The sequence below is a fragment of the Allobosea massiliensis genome (assembly GCF_042655245.1).
Taxonomy (GTDB): domain Bacteria; phylum Pseudomonadota; class Alphaproteobacteria; order Rhizobiales; family Beijerinckiaceae; genus Allobosea; species Allobosea massiliensis.
Window position 1 is genome coordinate 246,138 of sequence record NZ_JBHSLU010000007.1, and the last position, 21,674, is coordinate 267,811.

At 68.3% G+C, this 21,674-nt stretch carries 24 protein-coding genes and 2 riboswitches; of the genes, 8 read left to right on the forward strand and 16 right to left on the reverse strand.

Translation table 11 applies throughout. From position 1 onward, the window contains the following. The 10 genes from ACFPN9_RS04280 to coxB all read right to left on the reverse strand — a co-directional run bounded on the left by ACFPN9_RS04280 (window position 1) and on the right by coxB (window position 9,624). Window positions 1–1,350, reverse strand: a complete 1,350-nt coding sequence (locus ACFPN9_RS04280; RefSeq protein ID WP_377815455.1) for a M16 family metallopeptidase — start codon at window positions 1,348–1,350, stop codon at window positions 1–3. Then, the gene (gene thrC, locus ACFPN9_RS04285; protein WP_377815457.1) at window positions 1,347–2,762 is read right to left on the reverse strand and encodes a threonine synthase; all 1,416 of its coding nucleotides are present in this window, start codon (window positions 2,760–2,762) and stop codon (window positions 1,347–1,349) included. The genes ACFPN9_RS04280 and thrC overlap by 4 nt, the downstream gene beginning before the upstream one ends. 275 nt (window positions 2,763–3,037) lie before the next feature. Next, window positions 3,038–3,805, reverse strand: a complete 768-nt coding sequence (locus ACFPN9_RS04290) for an SURF1 family protein (RefSeq protein WP_377815459.1) — start codon at window positions 3,803–3,805, stop codon at window positions 3,038–3,040. Further along, complete coding sequence (locus ACFPN9_RS04295; RefSeq protein WP_377815461.1) at window positions 3,802–4,176, reverse strand: DUF983 domain-containing protein; 375 nt, start codon at window positions 4,174–4,176, stop codon at window positions 3,802–3,804. Before ACFPN9_RS04295 ends, ACFPN9_RS04290 begins: the two co-directional genes overlap by 4 nt. Window positions 4,177–4,241: 65 nt before the next feature. Further along, the gene (locus ACFPN9_RS04300) at window positions 4,242–5,099 is read right to left on the reverse strand and encodes a cytochrome c oxidase subunit 3 (RefSeq protein ID WP_377815463.1); all 858 of its coding nucleotides are present in this window, start codon (window positions 5,097–5,099) and stop codon (window positions 4,242–4,244) included. Window positions 5,100–5,149: 50 nt separating this feature from the next. After that, a complete protein-coding gene (locus ACFPN9_RS04305) occupies window positions 5,150–5,764 on the reverse strand; it encodes a cytochrome c oxidase assembly protein (protein WP_066721098.1) in 615 nt (204 codons plus the stop codon). Next, a complete protein-coding gene (locus ACFPN9_RS04310; protein ID WP_197426618.1) occupies window positions 5,764–5,934 on the reverse strand; it encodes a hypothetical protein in 171 nt (56 codons plus the stop codon). Before ACFPN9_RS04310 ends, ACFPN9_RS04305 begins: the two co-directional genes overlap by 1 nt. Beyond that, on the reverse strand, window positions 5,931–6,878 hold the full coding sequence (locus tag ACFPN9_RS04315; RefSeq protein ID WP_066721100.1) for a heme o synthase: 948 nt from the start codon (window positions 6,876–6,878) through the stop codon (window positions 5,931–5,933). The genes ACFPN9_RS04310 and ACFPN9_RS04315 overlap by 4 nt, the downstream gene beginning before the upstream one ends. A gap of 141 nt (window positions 6,879–7,019) precedes the next feature. Then, the gene (gene ctaD / locus ACFPN9_RS04320) at window positions 7,020–8,651 is read right to left on the reverse strand and encodes a cytochrome c oxidase subunit I (RefSeq protein WP_066721103.1); all 1,632 of its coding nucleotides are present in this window, start codon (window positions 8,649–8,651) and stop codon (window positions 7,020–7,022) included. Between the two features lie 91 nt (window positions 8,652–8,742). Then, window positions 8,743–9,624, reverse strand: coding sequence for a cytochrome c oxidase subunit II (coxB, locus tag ACFPN9_RS04325; RefSeq protein WP_066721195.1), 882 nt, complete (start codon window positions 9,622–9,624; stop codon window positions 8,743–8,745). A gap of 397 nt (window positions 9,625–10,021) precedes the next feature. On the opposite strand from coxB, the gene ACFPN9_RS04330 reads away from it, so the two are divergent. The 8 genes from ACFPN9_RS04330 to ACFPN9_RS04365 all read left to right on the forward strand — a co-directional run bounded on the left by ACFPN9_RS04330 (window position 10,022) and on the right by ACFPN9_RS04365 (window position 18,111). Continuing rightward, window positions 10,022–10,531, forward strand: coding sequence for an invasion associated locus B family protein (locus ACFPN9_RS04330; protein ID WP_066721106.1), 510 nt, complete (start codon window positions 10,022–10,024; stop codon window positions 10,529–10,531). After that, window positions 10,528–11,136 carry a hypothetical protein gene (locus ACFPN9_RS04335; RefSeq protein WP_066721109.1) on the forward strand — a complete coding sequence of 203 codons (609 nt, stop codon included), beginning with the start codon at window positions 10,528–10,530 and terminating at the stop codon, window positions 11,134–11,136. Before ACFPN9_RS04330 ends, ACFPN9_RS04335 begins: the two co-directional genes overlap by 4 nt. A gap of 111 nt (window positions 11,137–11,247) precedes the next feature. Beyond that, a riboswitch (glycine riboswitch) is annotated at window positions 11,248–11,347 on the forward strand. After that, window positions 11,348–11,457, forward strand: a riboswitch (glycine riboswitch). A gap of 51 nt (window positions 11,458–11,508) precedes the next feature. Beyond that, entirely contained in the window at window positions 11,509–12,666 is a 1,158-nt protein-coding gene (gcvT, locus tag ACFPN9_RS04340; protein ID WP_066721113.1) for a glycine cleavage system aminomethyltransferase GcvT, read from the forward strand. A 36-nt stretch (window positions 12,667–12,702) separates the two neighbouring features. Then, window positions 12,703–13,077 carry a glycine cleavage system protein GcvH gene (gene gcvH / locus ACFPN9_RS04345; RefSeq protein ID WP_066721116.1) on the forward strand — a complete coding sequence of 125 codons (375 nt, stop codon included), beginning with the start codon at window positions 12,703–12,705 and terminating at the stop codon, window positions 13,075–13,077. Between the two features lie 118 nt (window positions 13,078–13,195). Further along, a complete protein-coding gene (gene gcvPA / locus ACFPN9_RS04350) occupies window positions 13,196–14,539 on the forward strand; it encodes an aminomethyl-transferring glycine dehydrogenase subunit GcvPA (RefSeq protein WP_377815472.1) in 1,344 nt (447 codons plus the stop codon). 206 nt (window positions 14,540–14,745) lie between these two features. After that, window positions 14,746–15,132 carry an endonuclease domain-containing protein gene (locus ACFPN9_RS04355; protein ID WP_377815475.1) on the forward strand — a complete coding sequence of 129 codons (387 nt, stop codon included), beginning with the start codon at window positions 14,746–14,748 and terminating at the stop codon, window positions 15,130–15,132. Further along, on the forward strand, window positions 15,126–16,700 hold the full coding sequence (gene gcvPB, locus ACFPN9_RS04360) for an aminomethyl-transferring glycine dehydrogenase subunit GcvPB (RefSeq protein ID WP_377815477.1): 1,575 nt from the start codon (window positions 15,126–15,128) through the stop codon (window positions 16,698–16,700). Before ACFPN9_RS04355 ends, gcvPB begins: the two co-directional genes overlap by 7 nt. 139 nt (window positions 16,701–16,839) lie before the next feature. Then, window positions 16,840–18,111, forward strand: a complete 1,272-nt coding sequence (locus tag ACFPN9_RS04365; protein WP_377815479.1) for a L,D-transpeptidase family protein — start codon at window positions 16,840–16,842, stop codon at window positions 18,109–18,111. A gap of 6 nt (window positions 18,112–18,117) precedes the next feature. Here ACFPN9_RS04365 and ACFPN9_RS04370 read toward each other — a convergent pair whose 3' ends face one another. The 6 genes from ACFPN9_RS04370 to ACFPN9_RS04395 all read right to left on the reverse strand — a co-directional run bounded on the left by ACFPN9_RS04370 (window position 18,118) and on the right by ACFPN9_RS04395 (window position 21,658). Beyond that, window positions 18,118–18,918 carry a dienelactone hydrolase family protein gene (locus ACFPN9_RS04370; RefSeq protein WP_377815482.1) on the reverse strand — a complete coding sequence of 267 codons (801 nt, stop codon included), beginning with the start codon at window positions 18,916–18,918 and terminating at the stop codon, window positions 18,118–18,120. 92 nt (window positions 18,919–19,010) lie between these two features. Beyond that, complete coding sequence (locus ACFPN9_RS04375) at window positions 19,011–19,487, reverse strand: F0F1 ATP synthase subunit B family protein (RefSeq protein ID WP_066721125.1); 477 nt, start codon at window positions 19,485–19,487, stop codon at window positions 19,011–19,013. Window positions 19,488–19,498: 11 nt separating this feature from the next. Further along, a complete protein-coding gene (locus ACFPN9_RS04380; protein WP_377815485.1) occupies window positions 19,499–20,116 on the reverse strand; it encodes a F0F1 ATP synthase subunit B family protein in 618 nt (205 codons plus the stop codon). A 94-nt stretch (window positions 20,117–20,210) separates the two neighbouring features. Next, on the reverse strand, window positions 20,211–20,438 hold the full coding sequence (locus tag ACFPN9_RS04385) for a F0F1 ATP synthase subunit C (protein ID WP_043231023.1): 228 nt from the start codon (window positions 20,436–20,438) through the stop codon (window positions 20,211–20,213). A gap of 61 nt (window positions 20,439–20,499) precedes the next feature. Further along, on the reverse strand, window positions 20,500–21,261 hold the full coding sequence (locus ACFPN9_RS04390; protein WP_066721128.1) for a F0F1 ATP synthase subunit A: 762 nt from the start codon (window positions 21,259–21,261) through the stop codon (window positions 20,500–20,502). A gap of 46 nt (window positions 21,262–21,307) precedes the next feature. After that, window positions 21,308–21,658: an AtpZ/AtpI family protein gene (locus ACFPN9_RS04395; RefSeq protein ID WP_066721131.1), complete on the reverse strand. Its 351-nt coding sequence runs from the start codon at window positions 21,656–21,658 to the stop codon at window positions 21,308–21,310. Window positions 21,659–21,674: the final 16 nt, after the last annotated feature.

Here is a 21,674-nt window from a genome sequence, read left to right on the forward strand (position 1 = left end):
TCACGCGCCCGCCCGCGCCGCATGTTTGAGCGCCTTGGCCGGAGGCAGGCCCTTGAGCGGGCCGACTGCCGCCACCGTCGGCTGGTGGCCGAGCAGAGAGCGCCCCGCAGCGCGGACATCCTCCAGCGTCACCGCATCGAGCCGCGCCGCCAGCTCCTCGCGCGGAATCGCCCGGCCGAACAGCAGCACCTGGCGCGCCATCTGATCGAGCTTGCCGCCGGGGCTTTCGAGCGAGGCCAGCAGCCCGACCTTCATCTGCGCCCGCGCGCGGGCGACCTCGGCCTCCGTCGTGTCCTCCGCCGCCTGCCGCAGGCAGGCGAGCGCGACCTCGATCAGCTCGCCCACATCCTCCGGCGCCGTGCCGGCACCGATGCCGAAGACGCCGCAATCGGAGAAGGGCCAGTGGAAGGCGTCGATCGCATAGGCGAGCCCGCGCTTCTCGCGCACCTCCTGGAACAGCCGCGAGGAGAGGCCGCCGCCGAGCACCGAGGAGAAGATCTGCAGGGGATAATGCGCGCCGTCCTTGAAGGCTTGGCCCGGGAAGCCGAGCACGAGATGGACCTGCTCCTCGTCGCTGCCGACGCGCGCCTCGCCGCCGCGATAATGGCCCTCCTCGCGGGCGGGCGGCGTAGCGGGACTGGCGGGGAGGGCGGCGAGATGCTGCTCCGCCAGCGCCACCAACTGCCCATGATCCACCGCGCCGGACGCCGCCAGCACCATGTTGCCGGCATGGTAATGCCGCGCGAGATAGGCGCGGATCGCGTCGGGGGTGAAGCTCTTCACCGTCTCGGCGGTGCCGAGGATCGGCCGGCCGAGCGGCTGGTCCGGGAAGGCCGCCTGCAGGAAGCGGTCATAGACGAGATCGTCCGGCGTATCCTGCACGGCGCCGATCTCCTGCAGAATCACACCCTTCTCGCGCTTCAGCTCCTCCTCGGTCAGCGAGGAGGCGGTGAGGATGTCGGAGAGGATGTCGACCGCCAGCGGCAGGTCGGAGCCGAGAACGCGGGCGGTGTAGCAGGTGTATTCGACCGAGGTCGCGGCATTGAGATCGCCGCCGACGCTCTCGATCTCCTCGGCGATCTGCAGTGCGCTGCGCCGCGCCGTGCCCTTGAAGGCCATGTGCTCAAGCAGATGGGCGAGCCCGTGCTCATGGGGCAGCTCGTCGCGCGAGCCCGCGCCGATCCAGATGCCGAGCGAGACGGTGGCGGCATGGTCCATGCGCTGCGAGACGATCCGCAGGCCAGACGGCAGCGTCGTCAGCCCGACGGAGGGGTCATGCGCGCCGCGAACCCCGCTGGCTGCGACCTCGGCCGTCTCGGCCGGGCCGGCTGCGCTCATCTCCGCGCTCATGCCGCCGCGCTCCGCACCGCCCGCGCCTTGGCCCGCACGAAGGCCTCGACCGCGCCCTGGTCATTGGGCAGCAGGGTGAAGCGCTCCTCGCGCTCCACCAGATCGCCGAGATGCGCCGGCAGAGACGGCGTGACGCCGCTCGCCGCCTTCACCGCGGCGGGGAACTTGGCCGGATGGGCCGTGCCGAGCACGATCATCGGCGTCGCCGGATCGCGCGCGAGCCCGCCGCGCGCCGCCGCGACGCCGACCGCGGTATGCGGATCGAGCAGATAGCCCGCCTCGCGCCAGGTCCGGCCGATCTCGGCCGAGGTCGCCGCCTCGTCGATGCCGGTGGCGTCGAACTCGGCGCGGATGGCGGACAGCGGCTCGGCCGCGATCTCGAAGCGCCCCGATTGCTGGAGCGACTGCATCAGCCGCCGCACGGCCGCACCGTCCCGGCCGTGGACTTCGAACAGCAGCCGCTCGAAATTCGAGGAGATCTGGATGTCCATCGAGGGCGAGGTCGTGGCATGCACGCCCTTCATCTCGTAGGCGCCGGTGGCGAGCGTGCGCGCCAGAATGTCGTTGCTGTTGGTGCCGATCAGCAGCCGCTCGACCGGCAGGCCCATGCGCTTGGCGACGTATCCGGCCAGCACGTCGCCGAAATTCCCGGTCGGTACGGCGAAGGAGACCTTGCGGCCGGGTGCACCGAGCGAGACGGCGGAGGTGAAGTAATAGACCACCTGCGCCGCGATGCGGGCCCAGTTGATCGAGTTCACGCCGGACAGGCCGATCTCGTCGCGGAAGGCGTGGTGGTTGAAGAGCGCCTTCACCAGGTTCTGGCAGTCGTCGAAGGTGCCCTCGACCGCGACCGCATGGACGTTGTCGGCCTCGACCGTCGTCATCTGCCGGCGCTGCACGTCCGAGACGCGGCCCTGCGGATAGAGGATGAAGACATCGACCCGCTCGAGGCCTTTGAAGGCGTCGATCGCCGCGCCGCCGGTATCACCCGAGGTCGCGCCGACGATGGTGGCGCGCTCGCCGCGCAGCTTCAGCACATGGTCCATCAGCCGCCCGAGCAACTGCATCGCCACGTCCTTGAAGGCGAGCGTCGGGCCGTGGAACAGCTCCAGCACGAAGAGATTGTCGCCGATCTGGTTGAGCGGGCAGACGGCCGGGTGCCGGAAGGTGGCATAGGCCTCGGCGATCATCGCCGACAGCGCCGACCCTTCGACATCGCCATCGGCCAGCGCCCCGACGATCCGCTCGGCGACGTCGGCATAGCTGCGGCCGGAAAAGCCGGCGATCTCGCCAGCCGTCAGCGTTGGCCAGGCCTTGGGGACATAAAGCCCGCCATCGCGGGCGAGCCCGGCCAGCAGCGCATCGGAGAAGGAGAGGGCGGGAGCCTCCCCGCGGGTGGACACATGCAGCACGGCGTCTGGTCTCGGTGGTCTGGCGTGATGTCGGCGTGAAGACAGCTATAGGCCCGCCGGCCGGCGAGGGCAAAGCCTTGAACGCGATAGCGGTCGAACCGTTCGAAGCACTCAGCTGTCGCCAGCTCTGGCACGTCATCCTGGGCGACCGGAGGTCGACCGGGATCCATCATAGAGCAGCGTCGATCCCCTAGGATGGATCCCGGACTTCGTCGCTGCGCGGCTCGTCCAGGATGACGGCCTGTTGTGACGGGCGCGACTTCTCAATCGATGTCCTAGCCCTTCCTGCGCCCCTGCCAGGCGAACGCCGCGAACACCCCGATCAGCGTCAGCGCCAGCCCGAACCAGGTCAGTGCATAGGAGAGGTGGTTGTCGGGAATGCGCGCGATCAGCTCCTTCGCATCGACGCCGGCCGGGGGCGTCAGCCCGTCGCCCTGGCGCTCGGCCTCGAGATAGAACGGCGCGGCTGCCCCGATGCCGAGCGAGGCGGCGATGGCGGCGGGGTCGCGGGTGTAGAATTCGCGCTGCGCCGGCAGGTCGGCCGGCGTGAAGGAACCGCGGGCCTCGGCTGCGCGCAGGAAGCCGGTGACCGTCGCCGGTCCCGAGGCCGGCTTGATCTCGCCGAGGCGCCCCTCCGGCACGAAGCCGCGATTGACCAGGATGACGCCGCCATCGTCGAGCCGGAAGCCCTGGAAGATCCAGCGACCGAAGCCGGCGAGCTGGCGCGTGCCGCGCTCCCCGGCGGCGATGGTGGTGCGGACCCCGGCGAAGCCGTCGATGAAGGTCCCCCGAGCGCTCACCCGCGTCAGGTCGAGGGCGGCGGGGTCGAGCGAAGCCCAGCTCGCGCTGGCCGGCATGGCGGCGGGCGCGCCGGCCGCCTGCGCGGTCAGGCGCTCGATGAAGGCGCGCTTCTCGCTCATCCGCACGATCTGCCAGCTGCCGAGTGAGCACAGGATCGCGACGCCGAGAATCGAGAGCAGCGCCGGCCAGAGCAGGCGCGGACGGCGCGGGGAGGTGGCAGCGGAGGGGGCGGTCTCGCTCACTGTTCGCGCCTGCCTTCCTGCGCCTTGTGGACATATTGCAGCGCCACCGCGAGGCCCTTCATCGGCCGCAGCAGGGCGAGGCAGACGATCACCGCCAGCGGCAGCCAGATCACCAGATGCAGCCAGATCGGCGGCTCATAGGCGATCTCGACCGCCAGCGCCGCGCCCAGCACGGCAAAGCCCGCGATCAGCATGATGAACACCGCCGGCCCGTCGGCCGAATCGGCGAAGCCGTAGTCGAGCCCGCAGGCCACGCAGCGCGGCCGCAGCTTCAGGAAGCCCTCGAACAGCTTGCCCTCGCCGCAGCGCGGGCAGCGGCCGGCGAGGCCGGTCGAATAGGGCGAGGGGAGATGGGCGTGGTCCTCGGCCATGGCGGCCTCCTGAAAAGCGAAAGGCGGCCGAGGCCGCCTTTCCAGGGTTCTGATGGCGGCTTGCCTCAGTGCGCTGCAGGGGTGCCCGCCGCCCAGACATAGATCGCGGCGAAGAGGAACAGCCAGACCACGTCGACGAAGTGCCAGTACCAGGCGGCGAACTCGAAGCCGAGATGCTGCTGCGGCTTGAAGTGGCCGAGATAGACCCGGTACAGGCAGACCGCGAGGAAGATCGTGCCGATCACCACATGCGCGCCGTGGAAGCCCGTCGCCATGAAGAAGGTGGCGCCGTAGATGTGGCCGCTGAAGGCGAAGGAGGCGTGCGAGTACTCGTAGACCTGGCAGATCGTGAACAGCACGCCGAGGATCACGGTCAGCCACAGGCCCTGCTTCAGGCCCTTGCGGTCGCCGTGGATCAGCGCGTGATGGGCCCAGGTCACGGTCGTGCCCGAGGTCAGCAGGATCAGCGTGTTGAGCAGCGGCAGGTGCCAGGGGTCGAAGGTCTGGATGCCCGTCGGGGGCCAGACGCCGCCGGTGAACTCCTTGCGGGTGTAGTTGATCGCCTCGCCGGCAAAGAGGCTGGCGTCGAAGAAGGCCCAGAACCAGGCGACGAAGAACATCACCTCGGAGGCGATGAACATCAGCATGCCGTAGCGGTGGTGCATCTGCACCACGCGGGTGTGGTGGCCCTCCTTCTCCGCCTCGCGGACGACGTCCATCCACCAGGAGAGCATGGTGTAGAGCACGCCGAGCAGGCCGATGCCGAAGACGAGCGGGCCGAGCTTCATGCCGCCCAGCGTCATCGCCTTCATCCACATCACCGCGCCCGTCGCCATGACGGTCGCGCTGATCGAGCCGACGAGAGGCCACGGGCTCGGATCGACGAGGTGGTAATCGTGGTTCTTGGTATGGGCCCCGGCCATCTACAGTCTCCGCGTCCGGCTTTTTGCAGCGCTCGTTACAGCGCAAGTCTCTACAGGTTCGTCTTGCCCGCGTCATCCTTGACGGGGTTGCCCCCGCCCTGGGCCAGCGGCTGCCCCGATTTCGAGGCGAAATAGGTGTAGGAGAGGGTGATCGCCTTCAGCCCGTCGAGTTCGCGCTTATCGGCGATCTCGGGGTCGATGTAGAACACCACCGGCGCCTCGAGGCTTTCGCCCGGCTGCAGGGTGTGCTCGGTGAAGCAGAAGCACTGGATCTTGACGAAGAAGGCCGCGCCCTTGTCGGGGGCGATGTTGTAGCTCGCGATGCCCGTTGTCGGCCGGTCGGTCCGGTTGGTGATCTTGTAGAACACCGTCTTGGTCTCGCCGACCCGAAGCTTGATCTCGGAGCTCTCGGCCTCGAACTTCCATCCCAGCCCCGGCGCGACGTTCGCGTCGAAGCGCACCGACATCGTCCGGTCGAGAATCTTGCCCGCCGCGGCGGTGCCGATCTTCGGCGTGCCGCCGAAGCCGGTCGCACGGCAGAACATGTCGTAGAGCGGCACGGCCGCGAAGGAGAGGCCCGTCATGCCCATCACCACGCCGGTACAGATCAGCGCGGTGCGGCCGAGGTTCTGGGGGCGTTGCGGGGCTGAGGCGGGCTTGTCCATCACAGCGGCCTGTTGAGAATGGCGGGGCCGGTCTTCACCAGCGTCACGACGAAGAAGAACACCACGAGCCCGCCCAAGACGAGGGCGAGCGCGATCGAGCGGCGACGGCGCCGGGCCATGTCCTCCGGCGAGAAGGCGGCCGGCGGCGTCTGCTTCTGCGGCGCGCTCATCCGATCACCTTCGGCAGCGCCCACATCAGCCCGAGGCCGTTCTCGACCAGCAGCACGGCGAACAGCCCGAAAAGATAGAGGATCGAGAAGCCGAACAGCGACCAGCAGGCCTTGGTGGCGGCCTCGCCCTCGGTCCGGCGCCAGACGCGCAGCGACAGCACGATCATCGCCAGGCCCGTCGTCACCGAAACGACGAGATAGGCCAGCCCCGCAAAGCCCATCAGGGCCGGCAGAACGGCGACGGGGGCCATGAGCAGCGTGTACAGCACGATCTGGCGGCGCGTCGCGGCCGGGCCGGCGACGTTCGGCATCATCGGGATGCCGGCGCGGCCGTAATCGGCCGCCTTGACGAGGGCCAGCGCCCAGAAATGCGGCGGCGTCCACAGGAAGATGATCGCGAACAGCACGATCGAATGGAGGCCGAGATCGCCCGTGACGACCGCCTCGCCGATCATCGGCGGGAAGGCGCCGGCGGCGCCACCGATGACGATGTTCTGCGGCGTCCAGCGCTTCAGCCACATCGAATAGACGACGGCGTAGAAGAAGATCGTGAAGGCGAGCATCGCCGCCGCCAGCAAATTGGCGACGAGGCCGAGCACCAGCACCGAGCCGATCGACAGCGTCAGGCCGAAGGCCAGCGCCTCCGAGGGCAGCACGCGGCCGGACGGGATCGGGCGCTTGGCGGTGCGCGACATCAACTGGTCGATGTCGGCATCGTACCACATATTCAGGCAGCCCGAGGCGCCGGCGCCCACCGCGATCGCCAGCAGCGAGGCAAACGCGATCACGGGGTGCACCGAGCCCGGCGCCGTCGCCATGCCGGCCATGGCGGTGATCACGACGAGCGACATCACCCGCGGCTTCAGCAGCGCGAAGAAGTCGCGCGCCTCGCCGGTCGAGGTCAGGGCAACGCCGTCGGTACGGGTCTCGAAGGCAGCAGACATCGGTTCGGTCGTCTTTGTCCTTGGCGACGCTGTCGAGCGCCGGGGGAAGCTTCGCGGCGGGGCCGCCCGTCTCCGGAACGCCGTGAGGGGGCGCTCGGGGGAAGGGCGGCGGCGGGCCTGAGGGCCCGCCGCCTGTGGTCTCTAGTGGTCCGAGCCGCTGATGCGGGGCAGCGTCTCGAACTGGTGGAACGGCGGCGGCGAGGACAGGGTCCACTCCAGCGTCGTCGCGCCTTCGCCCCACGGATTGTCGCCGGCGAGCTCCTTGCGGGAGAAGGCGACATACACGCCGTAGAAGAAGATCAGCAGACCGGCGGCGAAGATGTAGGAGCCGATCGACGACCAGAAATGCCACCCGGCGAAGGCGTCCGGATAGTCCACATAGTGACGCGGCATGCCGGCCAGGCCGAGGAAGTGCTGCGGGAAGAACAGCAGGTTGGCGCCGAAGAAGGCGACCCAGAAGTGCAGCTTGCCGATCCAGTCCGGGATCACATAGCCGCTCATCTTCGGGAACCAGTAGTAGAAGCCCGCGAAGATGCCGAACACGGCGCCCAGCGACAGCACGTAATGGAAATGCGCCACGACGTAGTAGGTCGCGTGCAGCGAGCGGTCGACGCCGGCATTGGCCAGCACCACGCCGGTCACGCCGCCGACGGTGAACAGGAAGATGAAGCCGATCGCCCAGATCATCGGCGCGGTGAAGCGGATCGAGCCGCCCCACATCGTCGCGATCCAGGAGAAGATCTTGATGCCGGTCGGCACCGCGATGACCATCGTCGCGAACACGAAGTAGCGCTGCGTGTTGAGCGAGAGGCCAGCGGTGTACATGTGGTGCGCCCACACGATGAAGCCGACGACGCCGATCGCGACCATGGCGTAGGCCATGCCGAGATAGCCGAAGATCGGCTTCTTCGAGAAGGTCGAGATGATGTGGCTGATGATGCCGAAGGCCGGCAGGATCATGATGTACACTTCGGGGTGACCGAAGAACCAGAACAGGTGCTGGTACAGGATCGGGTCGCCGCCGCCGGCCGGGTCGTAGAAGGTCGTGCCGAAATTGCGGTCGGTCAGCAGCATGGTGATGGCGCCGGCGAGCACCGGCAGGGCCAGCAGCAGCAGGAACGCCGTCACCAGCACGCCCCAGGCGAAGAGCGGCATCTTGTGCAGCGTCATGCCCGGCGCGCGCATGTTCAGGATGGTGGTGATGAAGTTGATCGCGCCGAGGATCGAGGCCGCGCCGGCGAGGTGAAGCGAGAAGATGCCGAAATCGACCGCCGGGCCCGGGTGGCCGGAAGAGGAGAAGGGCGGGTAGATCGTCCAGCCCGTGCCGACGCCATGGGCGCCGGGCGCGCCCTCCATGAACATCGACATGACGAGCAGCACGAAGGCCGCGACCGTCAGCCAGAACGAGATGTTGTTCATGCGCGGGAAGGCCATGTCCGGCGCGCCGATCATCAGCGGCACGAACCAGTTGCCGAAGCCGCCGATGACCGCGGGCATGACCATGAAGAAGATCATGATCAGGCCGTGGCCGGTGACGAAAACGTTGTAGCTCTGGCCGTTGGCGAAGATCTGCAGGCCGGGCTGCTGCAGCTCGATGCGCATCATGATCGAGAGGAAGCCGCCGACGAGGCCCGCCATGATCGAGAAGATCAGGTAGAGCGTGCCGATGTCCTTGTGGTTGGTCGACAAGAGCCAGCGGCGCCACCCGGTCGGGTGGGCATGGGCGTCGTCGTGATGTCCGTGGGCGGGAGCGTGCGGAGCCGCTGTTGCCATCGCCTTGGTCTCCTCGTGCGAAATCGCTTCGCGACAGTCGGTCAGATCGGGTGGTGCACGGGCCTGTCGGCCCGCGAGGGTTCTGGATGCGTCACTCGCCGGCGGCGGCGATCTTGCCGGCGGCGTCGCCGGCATTCGCGAATTTCTGCTTCGATTCGGCGAGCCAGGCGGCGTAGCGCTCCTGGCTGACGACGCGGAAGGCGATCGGCATATAGGCGTGGTTCTGTCCGCAGACGAAGGAGCACTGGCCGTAATAGATGCCCTCGCGATCGGCCTTGAACCAGGTTTCGTTCAGGCGGCCGGGGATCGCGTCGATTTTCACGCCGAAGGACGGCACGGTGAACTTGTGGATCACGTCCGCGGCGGTGACCTGCACGCGCACGATCTTGCCGACCGGCACGACCGCCTCGTTGTCCACAGCCAGGAGGCGCGGCGCCTCGGCGGCGGCGATCTTGTTGCCAGCGATCGCCTCGGCCCGCTGCTTCTCATCGAGCATTAGCGAATCGAAGGTGAAGGCGCCGCCATCCTGCGGATACTCATAGGACCAGTACCACTGCTTGCCGGTCACCTTCACGGTGATGTCGGCCGGCGGCACTTCCAGCTGCAGCTTCAGCAAGCGGAAGGACGGGATCGCGATCACGACCAGGATCAGGACGGGGATGACCGTCCAGGCCACCTCGAGCAGCGCGTTGTGCGTCGTCTTGGAGGGGGTCGGATTGGCCTTCTCGCTGAAGCGCCAGCAGACATAGATCAGCAGGGCCAGCACGAAGAGCGTGATCGCGAAGATGATCACGTTCAGCCAGTCGTGGAACCAGTGGATATAGGCGGCGACTTCGGTGACCGCGCCCTGCAGGTTGAGCTGCCAGGGGCTCGGCATGCCCGTGCCGGCGAGAGCGGCCTCCGGAAGCAGTGCCGCGGCGACGGCGAGGGCCGATGCGGCCAGTGTGGCTGGGGTCCTGCTCAGAAATCGCATCGATCCGACGTCGCTCCTCATCATGCCCCGCATGTCACCCGACGGCACGGATCCCGAGGGAAACGTAGTGACGGCCCAGCCATGCGCGGCGAGTGCGGCCGCGAGGCCGCCTTGCTCTTCGGGATTGCGATAAATCAAAGATCACGCTTGCGCCAGTGGGGCGATGCGAGGGGCCGGTGCGTCTCGTGCGGCATAATCGCGCGAGCCCGCCGCGGGCGCCCTGGCGCGGCGGGCGGCTGCCGCCTTGACAGGGCGGGGCCTGCATGGTCCCAACGCAGGCGTCCGGTCGCGAGCGGCGGCTCAATCGCGCTCGGGTCGGCATTTCGCCCGAATCCTCGTATTCGACGGGCGGGGATTGCGGATGCGGCGGGCTCGCCGCCTTGGAGGAATCGCAGGGATGGGTAGGATCATCGGACCTGTCTGCGCGGCGGCCCTCGCGCTCGCCGGCGCCGGGCTGTCGGGCGGGAATGCTCTGGCCCAGGGCGCAGTCAAGTCGACGCATGGCGACTGGCAGATGCGCTGTGAGGTGCCCCCCGGCGCAAAGACCGAGCAGTGCGCGCTGGTTCAGAATGTGGCGGCCGAGGATCGGCCCAATCTGACGCTCCTCGTCATCGTGCTGAAGACTGCCGATCAGAAGAGTCGGCTGCTGCGCGTCGTCGCGCCGCTCGGCGTGCTGCTGCCCTCCGGCCTCGGCCTGAAGATCGATGACAAGGACATCGGCCGCGCCGGCTTCGTGCGCTGCCTGACCACCGGTTGCGTCGCCGAGGTCGTCATGGATGACACTCTGCTCGGCCAGCTCAAGGGCGGTAAGAACGCCACCTTCATCGTATTCCAGACGCCGGAAGAGGGGGTGGGCGTGCCTGTCTCCCTCAACGGCTTCGGCCCCGGCGTGGAGACCCTGCCGTGAACGAGATGCTGCTTCGCCGCCCGAGCCTGCTGGCTCTGCCGTTCCTCTGCCTCGGCCTTGCCGGCTGCGGTTCTTCGGGCTCCTCGTCCGGCCAGCCGAGCACGCTGCAGACGCTCGGCAACGTCGTCATGTTCCAGTCGACGACGCCGCCCCCGCCCGATCAGCTGCCGAAGGATGACGAAGAGCAGCTGGTCTGCCCGGATGTGATCATCGCCGATGGCGGCGCCGCCCTGCGCGCCCAGTCCGGTCAGGACAGCGGCAGCCTGCGTCACCAGATCTCGATCCTCAACGTCGCCCGCGAATGCACGCCGACCGGCAATGGAGGCTATCGCCTGAAGGTCGGCGTCGAGGGGCGGGTCCTGCTCGGCCCGGCCGGCGGCCCCGGCACCTATGGCGCGACGCTGACCACGAGCGTCACCCGCGGCACCACGCAGATCGCCCGCCGCGCCGCCCGCGTCGGCGGCACCATCGCCTCCGGCCAGGGCGGCACCGACTTCTCGCATGTCGAGGACGGCATCGTCGTCCCGGCCGGCCGCGGCGATGTCGAGATCATCGTCGGCCTCGGCGGCGGTTCCGCCACCCCGGCGCGCTCGCGCCGGCGCTGATCGGCGAGCGCGGCGTCCCGGCCGCTGCAAAGAGTCGCGCGGCTTGCCTGTTAAGAAGGCAGCCGCTCGATTGACTAAGGCGCGCCGTCTTGTATCTGTGCCGACAGCCGCAACATCCCCGCGGAAGAGACCGGGTCCGGACTTGTTCGGCTCCGGCGCCGAAGGCGCAACCGCCCCGGAAACGCTCAGGCAAACGGACCGCGTGGGAACTGGCACTCTGGAAAGCGGCGGGGGCAACCCCGTCCACCGACGGGTGTAACCTGTCCGGCTCATGCGGCCGGCTCGGGGAAATCTCTCAGGTTCCAAGACAGAGGGGGCGCGCTCCGGACACATCCGTCCGGGGCCTGCGCTCGACTCTGGAAGGGGCCGTCGATGGATGCCGCTGTTGCCGATGCCGGGGCTTCGCCCGAGGCCGTCGTACTGAAGACCCCGCTTCATGCCCGCCATGTCGCGCTCGGTGCCCGCATGGTGCCCTTCGCCGGCTACGACATGCCGGTCCAGTACCCCTCAGGCATCCTGACCGAGCACAACTGGACGCGCGAAAAGGCCGGCCTCTTCGACGTCTCGCATATGGGCCAGTGCTTCCTGGTCGGTCCCGATCACGAGACCGCGGCGCGCGCGCTAGAGGCGCTGATCCCCGCCGATATCGTCAATCTCGCGCCGGGCAAGCAGCGCTACTCGCAGCTCCTGAACGAGGAGGGCGGCATCCTCGACGATCTGATGGTGACGCGCTCGATCGATCCCGACGAGGACGGCGCGCTCTATCTGGTCGTCAACGCCGCCTGCAAGGCGCAGGACTACGCCCATATCGAGGCGCGTCTCCCCGCCAATGTGAAGCTGATCCGCGCCGAGCATCGCGGCCTCATCGCGCTGCAGGGGCCAGGCGCCGAGGCCGCGCTGGCCGCGATCGCGCCGGAAGCCGCCGAGATGGGCTTCATGACCTCGCGCACCATGAAGGTCGCCGGCATCAAGGCCAATGTCAGCCGCTCCGGCTATACCGGCGAGGACGGATACGAGATTTCGGCCGCCGCCGCGAAGATCGGGGAGATCTGGGACACGCTGCTGCTCGATGCGACCGTCAAGCCGATCGGCCTCGGCGCGCGTGATTCGCTGCGGCTGGAGGCGGGGCTCTGTCTCTATGGCCACGACATCGACACCACGACCTCCCCGGTCGAGGCGGCACTGACCTGGTCGATCCAGAAGCGGCGTCGCGAGGAAGGCGGCTTCCCCGGTGCCGCGCGCATCCAGCGTGAATTCGTCGAGGGGGTCGGCCGCGTCCGCGTCGGCCTGCTGCCGGAAGGCCGCGCCCCGGCCCGCGAGGGCGCCGAGATCGCGACCCCCGAGGGCGAGATCGTCGGCAAGGTCACCTCCGGCGGCTTCGGCCCGACGCTGAACGCCCCCTGCGCCATGGGCTACGTCGCCAAGGCCCACAGCGCGCCGGGCACTCCGCTCCACCTGATCGTGCGGGGCAAGCCTCTGCCGGCCGTCGTGGCCGCGATGCCCTTTGTTCCCAACCGCTACAAGCGCTGAACCCGCTCCAACCCCTTTTCGCTCCGGAGACCAGACATGGCCGAGACCCGCTACACCAAGGATCACGAATACATCCGCATCGAGGGCGAGACCGGCGTCGTCGGCATCACCGATTTCGCCCAGGGCCAGCTCGGGGACGTCGTCTTCGTCGAGCTGCCGAGCATCGGCAAGACCGTCGCGAAGGGCGGCGAGGCGGCTGTGGTCGAGAGCGTGAAGGCCGCTTCCGAGGTCTATGCGCCCGTCTCCGGCGAGGTCGTGGCCGTCAACAGCGAGCTCGAGGGCGCGCCGGGCACCGTCAACGAGGACCCCTCCGGGAAGGGCTGGTTCCTGAAGCTCAAGCTCAAGGACGCCGCCGAGCTGGAAGGCCTGATGAGCGAGGCCGAGTACCAGAACTACCTCAAGACGCTTTGAGGACCATCGTCATTCTCGGACGCAGCGAAGCGGAGATCCGAGAATCTCGTGACGAAAAGGCCCTGGTTGAAGAGATGCTCGGGTCAGGCCCGAGCATGACGCCATTCGAGGAACCACCATGCGCTATCTCCCCCTGAGCGATGCCGACCGGCAGGACATGCTGGCCCGCATCGGCGTCGCCGACGTCGATGCCCTGTTCTCCGATGTGCCGGCCGACAAGCTGCTGAAGGCGCCGGTCGATCTCCCGCGTGCCAAGGGCGAGCTCGAGGTCGAGCGCATCCTGGCGCGGATGTCGGCCCGCAACGTCGCGGCCTCCTCGGTGCCCTTCTTCGTCGGCGCCGGCGCCTACAAGCACCATGTCCCGGCCACCGTGGACCACCTGATCCAGCGCTCCGAGTTCCTGACGAGCTATACGCCCTACCAGCCCGAGATCGCCCAGGGCACGCTGCAATATCTCTTCGAGTTCCAGACGCAAGTATCGGCCCTGACCGGCATGGAGGTCGCCAACGCCTCGATGTATGACGGCTCGACCGGCACGGGCGAAGCCGTGCTGATGGCGCATCGCGTCACCAAGCGGAACAAGGCGGTGCTGTCCGGTGGCCTCCACCCGCATTATGCCGACGTCGTCCGGACCCTCTCCGAGATGGCCAATGACGAGGTCGTCACCCTGGCGCCCGACGTCGCGGCCACCGAGGACATCCTCGCCCAGATCGACGACCAGACCTCCTGCGTCGTGGTGCAGTCGCCGGACTTCTTCGGCAATCTGCGCGACCTGAAGCCCATCGCCGCCAAGGCCCATGCCCATGGCGCCCTGCTGATCGCGGTCTTCACCGAGGTCGTCGCGCTCGGCGCCGTGACGCCGCCCGGCGAACAGGATGCCGACATCGTCGTCGGCGAGGGCCAGTCGATCGGCAACGCGCTGAACTTCGGAGGTCCCTATGTCGGGCTCTTCGCCGCCAAGTCGAAATACATCCGCCAGATGCCGGGCCGGCTCTGCGGCGAGACCGTCGACGCCTCGGGCCAGCGCGGCTTCGTGCTGACGCTCTCCACCCGCGAGCAGCATATCCGTCGCGACAAGGCGACCTCGAACATCTGCACCAATTCCGGCCTCTGCGTGCTGGCCTTCACCATCCACATGACGCTGCTCGGACAGGCCGGCTTCACCCGCCTCGCCGAGGTCAACCACGCCAACGCCGTGGCTCTGGCCGATGCGCTGGCCGGGGTGAAGGGCGTCTCGGTGCTCAACCAGAGCTTCTTCAACGAATTCACCGTCAAGCTGCCGAGGCCGGCGGCGGAGATCGTCGAGGCGCTGGCGGCGAAGGGTATCCTCGCCGGCGTGCCGGTGTCGCGCCTGCTGCCCGGCGCCGGGCTCGACGACCTGCTGCTCGTCGCATCGACCGAAATCAACACGAACGAGGATCGGGCGGCCTTCGTGGCGGCGCTCGCGGAGGAGCTGGCGTGACGGTTGCGGCCGGGCACGACCTGTCCCCTTCCCCCCGCTTGCGGTGGGGAAGGGTTAGGGATGGGGGGGCGCAAAGCCAGAGGCCGGTCCTTGATCGGCTCGCCGAGCGGCACTGCCCCCCACCCCAGCCCTCCCCACCGCAAGCGGGGGGAGGGGGTAGGTTGGGCCCGTCAATGGCTGGGTCGATTCACCGGAGAGGGGCTGTCATGGCCGGAAACCGCAAGGACCCTCGCACGTCGAAAGCGCGGCGCCTGCGCCGGGAGGCCACGCCCGCGGAAAAGCGCCTTTGGCTGCACCTGAATGCAATGGAGTTGCCGGGCGGTCATTTTCGTCGCCAAGCACCTCTGGGACCCTATTTCGCCGACTTCGTCCATATCGGCGCGAGGCTGGTGATTGAACTCGATGGCGGCCAGCATGGTCTGCCGACTGCGGTTGAGCGCGATGCGCGCCGTACGGCCTATCTCGAAGCACAGGGCTTCCGCGTCCTGCGCTTCTGGAATCACGAATTGATCGAAAACCTCGATGGCGTCGTCGAAACGATCTTCCGCGCCATCAATGATCCATCTCTGAAGTCCGGAGTCACCTCATGCTGAACCGTCAGGGACGTCCCACCCAGGGTACCGTGTCCGCCCATGAGCCGCACGCGACCTTCACCGGCAACCGCGCGCTGCAGCAGATCGAGCCGCTGATCTTCGAGATCGGCCACACCGAGACGACCGGCGTCGACATCGATCCGCCCGCGCCATTCAAGAGCCGGCTGGGCCAGCATGCCCGCAAGGGCGAGATCGGGCTGCCCGGCCTCTCCGAGCCCGAGGCGATGCGCCATTATGTGCGCCTGAGCCAGAAGAACTACGGCATCGACACCGGGCTTTTCCCGCTCGGCTCCTGCACGATGAAGCACAATGCCCGCCTCAACGAGAAGACGGCGCGGATGCCCGGCTTCTCCGACGTGCACCCGCTCCAGCCCGTCTCGACCGTGCCGGGCGCGCTCGAGGTCATGCTCGAGCTCTCGCGCTACCTGATGACGCTGACCGGCATGCCGGCGGTCGCGCTGTCGCCGAAGGCCGGCGCCCATGGCGAGGCCTGCGGCATGATGGCGATCAAGGCCGCCATCGCCGCCAAGGGCGAGGGCGCGACCCGCAATGTCGTGCTCGTCCCCGAATCGGCGCATGGCACCAACCCGGCGACCGCAGCCCTGATCGGATTCTCGGTGCGCTCGGTTCCCGCGCGGCCGGACGGCACGGTCGCCGTCGAGGACGTCAAGGCCCTGCTCGGGCCCGACATCGCCGCGATCATGCTGACCAACCCCAACACCTGCGGCATCTTCGAGCCGCAGATCGTCGAGATCGCCGCCGCGATGCACGAGGCCGGCGCCTATTTCTACTGCGACGGCGCCAACTTCAACGCCATCGTCGGCAAGGCCAAGCCGGGTGACCTCGGCGTCGACGCCATGCACATCAACCTGCACAAGACCTTCTCGACGCCCCATGGCGGCGGCGGGCCGGGCGCCGGGCCGGTGGTGCTGTCGGAGCGGCTGGCGCCCTTCGCCCCGGTGCCGTTCATCCATCTGGAAGGCGGCACCCCGCGCCTGATCGAGACCACCGCCGACGCGCCGGAGGGCACGGCTCCCTTCGGCCGTATGACCGCCTTCCACGGCCAGATGGGCATGTATGTCCGCGCGCTCACCTACATGCTCAGCCATGGCGCGGATGGCATGAAGCAGGCTTCCGAGGATGCGGTTCTCAACGCGAACTACATCCGCGCCTGCCTCTCCGACCTGATGTCGCTGCCTTATCCCGATCACCCCTCGATGCACGAGGCGCTGTTCGACGACGAATGGCTGAAGGGCACCGGCGTCACCACGCTCGACTTCGCCAAGGCGATGATCGACGAGGGCTATCACCCGATGACGGTGTATTTCCCGCTGGTCGTCCACGGCGCCATGCTGATCGAGCCGACCGAGTCGGAGTCCAAGGCCTCACTCGACCTCTTCATCGCGACGCTGCGCGATCTCGCCATGGCGGCGAAGGGCAACGACAAGGAACGCTTCACCGCGGCTCCCCACCACGCCCCGCTGCGCCGCCTCGACGAGACCCGCGCCGCGCGCCAGCCGGTCCTGAAATGGGTGCCGCCGGCGCCCTTGGCGGAAGCGGCGGAGTAGTCGTTGACGATCGTTACTGGCGGCCCGAGCCGCCAGTAACAGTCCGTTACCGAAATCCTGAGCACGCCTTAAGCCTTCCTTGACCATGCGCGAGGGATGATTCCGTCATGCGTCTCTGGCGCTGTGTGGGATCACGTCCATGTCGGTGCGTTTCGTCAAAGCTTCCGTCGCCGCCCTGGCGCTTCTGCTGGGAGGGCTGGGGGCGCGGGCCAACGAGCCCAGCTACGGCCCCAACACCTATGATCGCACCCTCGAGGCGCTGATCGCGCATGAGGACATTGCCGTTCGCGGCGGCTGGCCCAAGGTGCCGGCCGGCATCACGGCGCTGAAGCCGGACGCTCAGGCGCCCGAGGTCGCGGTGCTGAAGCGGCGCCTCGTGCTCAGCGGAGACCTGCCGGCCGACGCCCTGCCGGGCGACGTCTATGACGCGAATGTCGTCGCCGCGGTGAAGCGCTTCCAGCTCCGCCACGGCCTGTCGGATCTCGGCACCGTCGGCCGCCTCACGCTGAAGGCGCTGAACACGCCGGTCGAGGTCCGCCTCAACCAGCTCACCGCCACGCTCGAGCGGCTGAAGGGCAACGGCTTTTCCTTTTCGGAACGCTATGTCGTGGTCAACATCCCGGGCGCCAGCGTCGAGGCGGTCGAGAACGGCCTCGTCCAGCGCCGGCATCTCGCCATCGTCGGGCGCCCGGACCGGCCCTCGCCGGTGCTCCAGGCCAACATCACCTCGGTCAACCTCAACCCGACCTGGACGGTGCCGACCTCGATCGTGAAGGCCGACATCATCCCACATATGCGCAAGGACCCCGGCTTCCTGGCGAAGTCGCATATGCGCCTGCTCGGCGCCGAGACCCGCGAGATCGACCCGGCCACCGTCAATTGGGCCAGCTTGACCGCGCCCTATTTCACCGTGCGGCAGGATCCCGGCCCGGACAATTCGCTCGGCCAGATGAAGATCGACATGCCCAACACCGAGGCCGTCTATCTCCACGACACGCCGAAGAAGTCGCTCTTCCGCAACGACGTCCGCTTCAACTCCTCGGGCTGTGCCCGTGTCGAGGGCGTGCGGGATCTTGGCGCCTGGCTGCTCGAAGGCACGGAATGGACGCCCGCCGCGATCGAGGCCGAGATCGCCAAGGGCGAGCGCAAGAACATCCCGCTGAAGAAGGCGGTGCCCGTCGCCTGGGTCTATCTCACCGGCTGGCAGGGCGCGGACGGCACGGTCCAGTTCCGGGAGGACATCTACGGCCTCGACACGCCGCAGGGCATCGTCACCTCGACGATCCTGGCGCGGAAAGCCAGGCCGAAGCCGGTGCAGCCGGCCGGCGAGGCCAAGCCTGTCGCGTCGCCGCCGGCGCGTCCTGTCAAGGTCGGGGCCGGCGCCGGCAGGACGCTGACGGTCTCGAACTGAAACGGTTCACAGACCTTTGAGGATCGCCATCGTCGCGGCGATCGCCAGCGCCCGCGCCTCGGCATTCGTCCCGATCGTCACCATCCCGTCCGCGCGCTCCGAGTAAGCCGCCTTGCGATTGCGCAGCGGCAGGCTGGGATGGTCGAAGTCGTGATAGGCGTCGGCATAACCGACGAAGCGCGCGCCACCTTGGGCGGCCAGCTTCTCGCAGGGCTCAGCCGGGGTCCAGTCGTCGGCCAGGCCGTGCAGGATCGTGGTCGGCGCCCGCGCCACCCAGCCGCGTTTCAGCAGGACGCGGCAGCCCGGATAAAAGGCGATGACGGCCCGAAAGCCGCCGGGACCTGCCGCAGCGGGCTGACCTGCGACCTCCAGCGCGGTCGAGCCGCCGTTCGACCAGCCCATGAGAGCGACTCGGCCCGCGGCGGCCAAGCCTTGCTGCTCCAGCCAGTCACGGGCGCCGAGCGCGTCCTGGGCTCGACCGGCCGGCGTCAGGTTGCGGTCGCGATCATTGCAGAGGCTCGTCAAGCCGCGAGCGCCGAAGCTGTCGGGCAGAAGCACGGCATAGCCCGCCGCGGTGAGCCGCGCGGTCCAGTCGGCGTCGCGGCTGGCGAGCTTGCCGGAGGCGCTCCACAGCCCGGCGCAACCATGCAGAACGACGACGGCCGGGAACGGGCCTCTGCCCTCGGGACGGGCGAGCCAACCCGAGAGCATGGTTCCGTCGCGTGACGCGAAAGCGATCTGTTCCAGCGCCTGCGCGGGTGTCGCGAGGCAGAGGAGGAGGGCGGCGAAACGGCGCAGGAGCCACATGCGGTGTTTCCTCCGTTTGAGCCGTCCCGAAAACGAAGACGCCGCGATCCGGGGAGATCGCGGCGTCGGTGTCGCTTGCGGTGCGGCAGGTCTCAGTTCAGCTTGGCCTTGACCTCGCCCAGCCCGGCGGCAAAGAGCGCGTCGCCGGTGCTGCCGCCCACCTGAGAGCGGATGATCAGCTCGGCAGCCTTCGTCGCAGCCTCGGCGGCCGCGGCGCGAACCTCGGCCTCGGCCTGGCTCTCGGCGAGCGCGATCTTCTCCTCCGCTGACTTGGTGCGGCGGGCGACGAAGTCGTTCAGCTTGGCCTCGGCTTCGGCGGCGAGACGCTTGGCCTCGTCATTGGCGGCGGCGACGATGCTGGCGGCCTCGGTCTCGGCGGCCTTGCGCTTGGCCTCGTACTCGGCCAGCAGCTTCTCGGCCTCGACGCGCAGGCGGCGCGCCTCGGCGAGCTCCTGGGCGACCTTCTCGCCGCGCGAATCGAGCGCCGAGACGATCGCCTTCGGCACGCCGAAATAGGCCAGAATGGCGATGAAGATGACGAAGGCGACGCCGACCCAGAGAGTATCCATCTGTCTTCTCCTCAGCCGCGCGCCAGAACCTGATCGACCGCCTCGGACGCCTCGGTGGCGCTCGGGGCCTTGCCGGTCAGCTTGGTGACGATCGCCACGGCAACCTCGCTGCCGAGGCCGCGCACGGCGCTCATGGCCGAGGCCTTGCTGGCCGCGATGGTCTCTTCCGCCTTGGCCAGCTTGGCCGCGAGATCGGCCTCGACGGCATGGCGGCGCTCTTCGGAGGCCTTGGCGCCGGCATCGCGCGAGGCCTGGGCGATGCCCTGGGCGTTCTTGCGCGCTTCGGTCAGCGCTGCCTCATAGGCAAGGGCCGTTTCCTCGGCCTTGGCCTGCATCTTGGCGGCATTGTCGAGATCGCGGGCGATGGTGCTCGCACGCTCATCGAGGATCGCGCCGACGCGGGGCAGGGCGATGGTCGACATCAGCCAGTAGAGCGCGCCGAAGGTGATGGCGAGCCAGAACAGCTGACCCGCGAAGGTCGCGACGTCGAAGGGAGGGAAGGCGGCCTTCTCGCCGCTCAGGGACGGTGTCGCGGCCTGGGCTGCCCCGGCCACCAGCGTGGCGGTCAGCACGGAGCCGACGAAGCCGGCCCAACCTTGCCTGACGGACCGTGAAGATCGAACCGGCATGGGCTGCCTTTCAGCGAAGGAATTCGAAAAATCGCGCCCGATCCAGCCAAGCGGCGATCGGGCGCGACGGGAAGGCGGGTGGTCGAAGAGCGCGTCAGACCACGAAGAGCAGGACGAGCGCCACGACGAAGGCGAAGATGCCCAGACCTTCGGCGAGCGCCGCGCCGATGAAGGCGCGCGGGAACTGGCCGTCGGCCGCCGAGGGGTTGCGCAGCGCGCCCGAGAGGAAGTTGCCGAAGATGGTGCCGACGCCGATGGCGGCGAGGCCCATGCCGAGCGAGGCGAGGCCAGCGCCGATGTACTTGGCTGCAACGGGATCCATGGTCTTTCTCCAGTGTGAAAAGGTGATGGCGGGTGGGAGGGTCTCGCGAACTCTGCCCGGCTCAGTGGCCGGGGTGCAGAGCGTCGTTGAGATAGACGCAGGTCAGGATCGCGAAGACATAGGCCTGCAGGAAGGCGACGAGGAACTCGAGGGCGGTCAGCGCGACGGCCAGCAGCAGCGGCAGCGGGGCGATGATCGTCGCGGCGCCGCCGGCGGCGAGCAGGGCGACGACGAAGCCGCCGAAGACCTTCAGCGCGATGTGGCCGGCCAGCATGTTGCCGAACAGACGCAGCGAGAGCGAGATCGGGCGCGAGACGAAGGAGACGGCCTCGATCAGGACCATGAAGGGCAGCAGCCAGCCCGGCACGCCCGACGGCACGAACAGGCCGAAGAAGTGGCTGCCGTGCTTGACGATGCCGTAGACCAGCACGGTACCGATCACCAGGAAGGCGAAGGCGGCCGTGACGATGATGTGGCTGGTCACGGTGAAGGAGCCCGGGATCATGCCGAGCATGTTCGCGCTGAGGACGAACATGAACAGCGAGAAGACGAGCGGGAAGAACGTCATGCCCTCCTTGCCCATCACGCCGGTGACGGTGGAGGCGACGAATTCGTAGATCATCTCGGCGAGCGACTGCAGCCGGCCGGGGACGACCGAACGCTGGCTCGAGCCATAGATCATGATCGCCGAGATCACGGCGACGATGGCGACCATCAGCAGCGAGGCATTGGTGAAGGACAGGTCGAGGCCGAACGGCCGCAAGCCGATGATCGGCTTGATCTCGAATTGGTGGATCGGATCGATTCCGCCGCCAGCCGCCATGTCGTTTCAGCCCCTTGTCGTGCGGCCTTCCGGCCGCCAGCCTCGGTCAGTCTTTCGTCCCGCCGCCCTTGGACCCGGAGGTCGGACGCGAACCGAGCCGATAGACGGAGCGCAGCCCCGCGATGGCTCCGATCACCAGGAAGATGATCAGCAGGAACGGAGAGGTTCCCAGCCACCGGTCTGCCAGCATCCCGATCAGGGCGCCTGCGATGATGCCGCCTGCGAGATCCGTCGCGGCGCGCAGACCGGAGGACATCGCGCCAGCCATGGCACCGTCCTCTCCGGCCGGGCTCGCGCCCGGCTTTTCGGCCTCTTCGGCCCGCCCGAGGGCGGCCTTCAGAGACCCCAGTCTTGCGCGCAACTCCGAGTCTGAGGCGTTTTTGTCGGGTTCGGCCATGGCAGCAGCTCCTCCA

Excerpts from the sequence above, each read along its gene's own strand:
- ACFPN9_RS04395 (WP_066721131.1), bottom strand. The coding sequence starts at position 21,658 with ATGGCCGAACCCGACAAAAACGCCTCAGACTCGGAGTTGCGCGCAAGA.
- ACFPN9_RS04380 (WP_377815485.1), bottom strand. The coding sequence starts at position 20,116 with ATGCCGGTTCGATCTTCACGGTCCGTCAGGCAAGGTTGGGCCGGCTTC.
- ctaD (WP_066721103.1), bottom strand. The coding sequence starts at position 8,651 with ATGGCAACAGCGGCTCCGCACGCTCCCGCCCACGGACATCACGACGAC.
- ACFPN9_RS04310 (WP_197426618.1), bottom strand. The coding sequence starts at position 5,934 with ATGAGCGCGCCGCAGAAGCAGACGCCGCCGGCCGCCTTCTCGCCGGAG.
- ACFPN9_RS04315 (WP_066721100.1), bottom strand. The coding sequence starts at position 6,878 with ATGTCTGCTGCCTTCGAGACCCGTACCGACGGCGTTGCCCTGACCTCG.
- ACFPN9_RS04370 (WP_377815482.1), bottom strand. The coding sequence starts at position 18,918 with ATGTGGCTCCTGCGCCGTTTCGCCGCCCTCCTCCTCTGCCTCGCGACA.
- gcvPA (WP_377815472.1), top strand. The coding sequence starts at position 13,196 with ATGCGCTATCTCCCCCTGAGCGATGCCGACCGGCAGGACATGCTGGCC.
- ACFPN9_RS04280 (WP_377815455.1), bottom strand. The coding sequence starts at position 1,350 with ATGAGCGCGGAGATGAGCGCAGCCGGCCCGGCCGAGACGGCCGAGGTC.
- gcvPB (WP_377815477.1), top strand. The coding sequence starts at position 15,126 with ATGCTGAACCGTCAGGGACGTCCCACCCAGGGTACCGTGTCCGCCCAT.
- gcvH (WP_066721116.1), top strand. The coding sequence starts at position 12,703 with ATGGCCGAGACCCGCTACACCAAGGATCACGAATACATCCGCATCGAG.
- gcvT (WP_066721113.1), top strand. The coding sequence starts at position 11,509 with ATGGATGCCGCTGTTGCCGATGCCGGGGCTTCGCCCGAGGCCGTCGTA.
- ACFPN9_RS04355 (WP_377815475.1), top strand. The coding sequence starts at position 14,746 with ATGGCCGGAAACCGCAAGGACCCTCGCACGTCGAAAGCGCGGCGCCTG.
- coxB (WP_066721195.1), bottom strand. The coding sequence starts at position 9,624 with ATGCGATTTCTGAGCAGGACCCCAGCCACACTGGCCGCATCGGCCCTC.
- ACFPN9_RS04330 (WP_066721106.1), top strand. The coding sequence starts at position 10,022 with ATGGGTAGGATCATCGGACCTGTCTGCGCGGCGGCCCTCGCGCTCGCC.
- ACFPN9_RS04390 (WP_066721128.1), bottom strand. The coding sequence starts at position 21,261 with ATGGCGGCTGGCGGCGGAATCGATCCGATCCACCAATTCGAGATCAAG.
- ACFPN9_RS04385 (WP_043231023.1), bottom strand. The coding sequence starts at position 20,438 with ATGGATCCCGTTGCAGCCAAGTACATCGGCGCTGGCCTCGCCTCGCTC.
- ACFPN9_RS04305 (WP_066721098.1), bottom strand. The coding sequence starts at position 5,764 with ATGGACAAGCCCGCCTCAGCCCCGCAACGCCCCCAGAACCTCGGCCGC.
- ACFPN9_RS04365 (WP_377815479.1), top strand. The coding sequence starts at position 16,840 with ATGTCGGTGCGTTTCGTCAAAGCTTCCGTCGCCGCCCTGGCGCTTCTG.
- ACFPN9_RS04295 (WP_377815461.1), bottom strand. The coding sequence starts at position 4,176 with ATGGCCGAGGACCACGCCCATCTCCCCTCGCCCTATTCGACCGGCCTC.
- ACFPN9_RS04375 (WP_066721125.1), bottom strand. The coding sequence starts at position 19,487 with ATGGATACTCTCTGGGTCGGCGTCGCCTTCGTCATCTTCATCGCCATT.
- ACFPN9_RS04300 (WP_377815463.1), bottom strand. The coding sequence starts at position 5,099 with ATGGCCGGGGCCCATACCAAGAACCACGATTACCACCTCGTCGATCCG.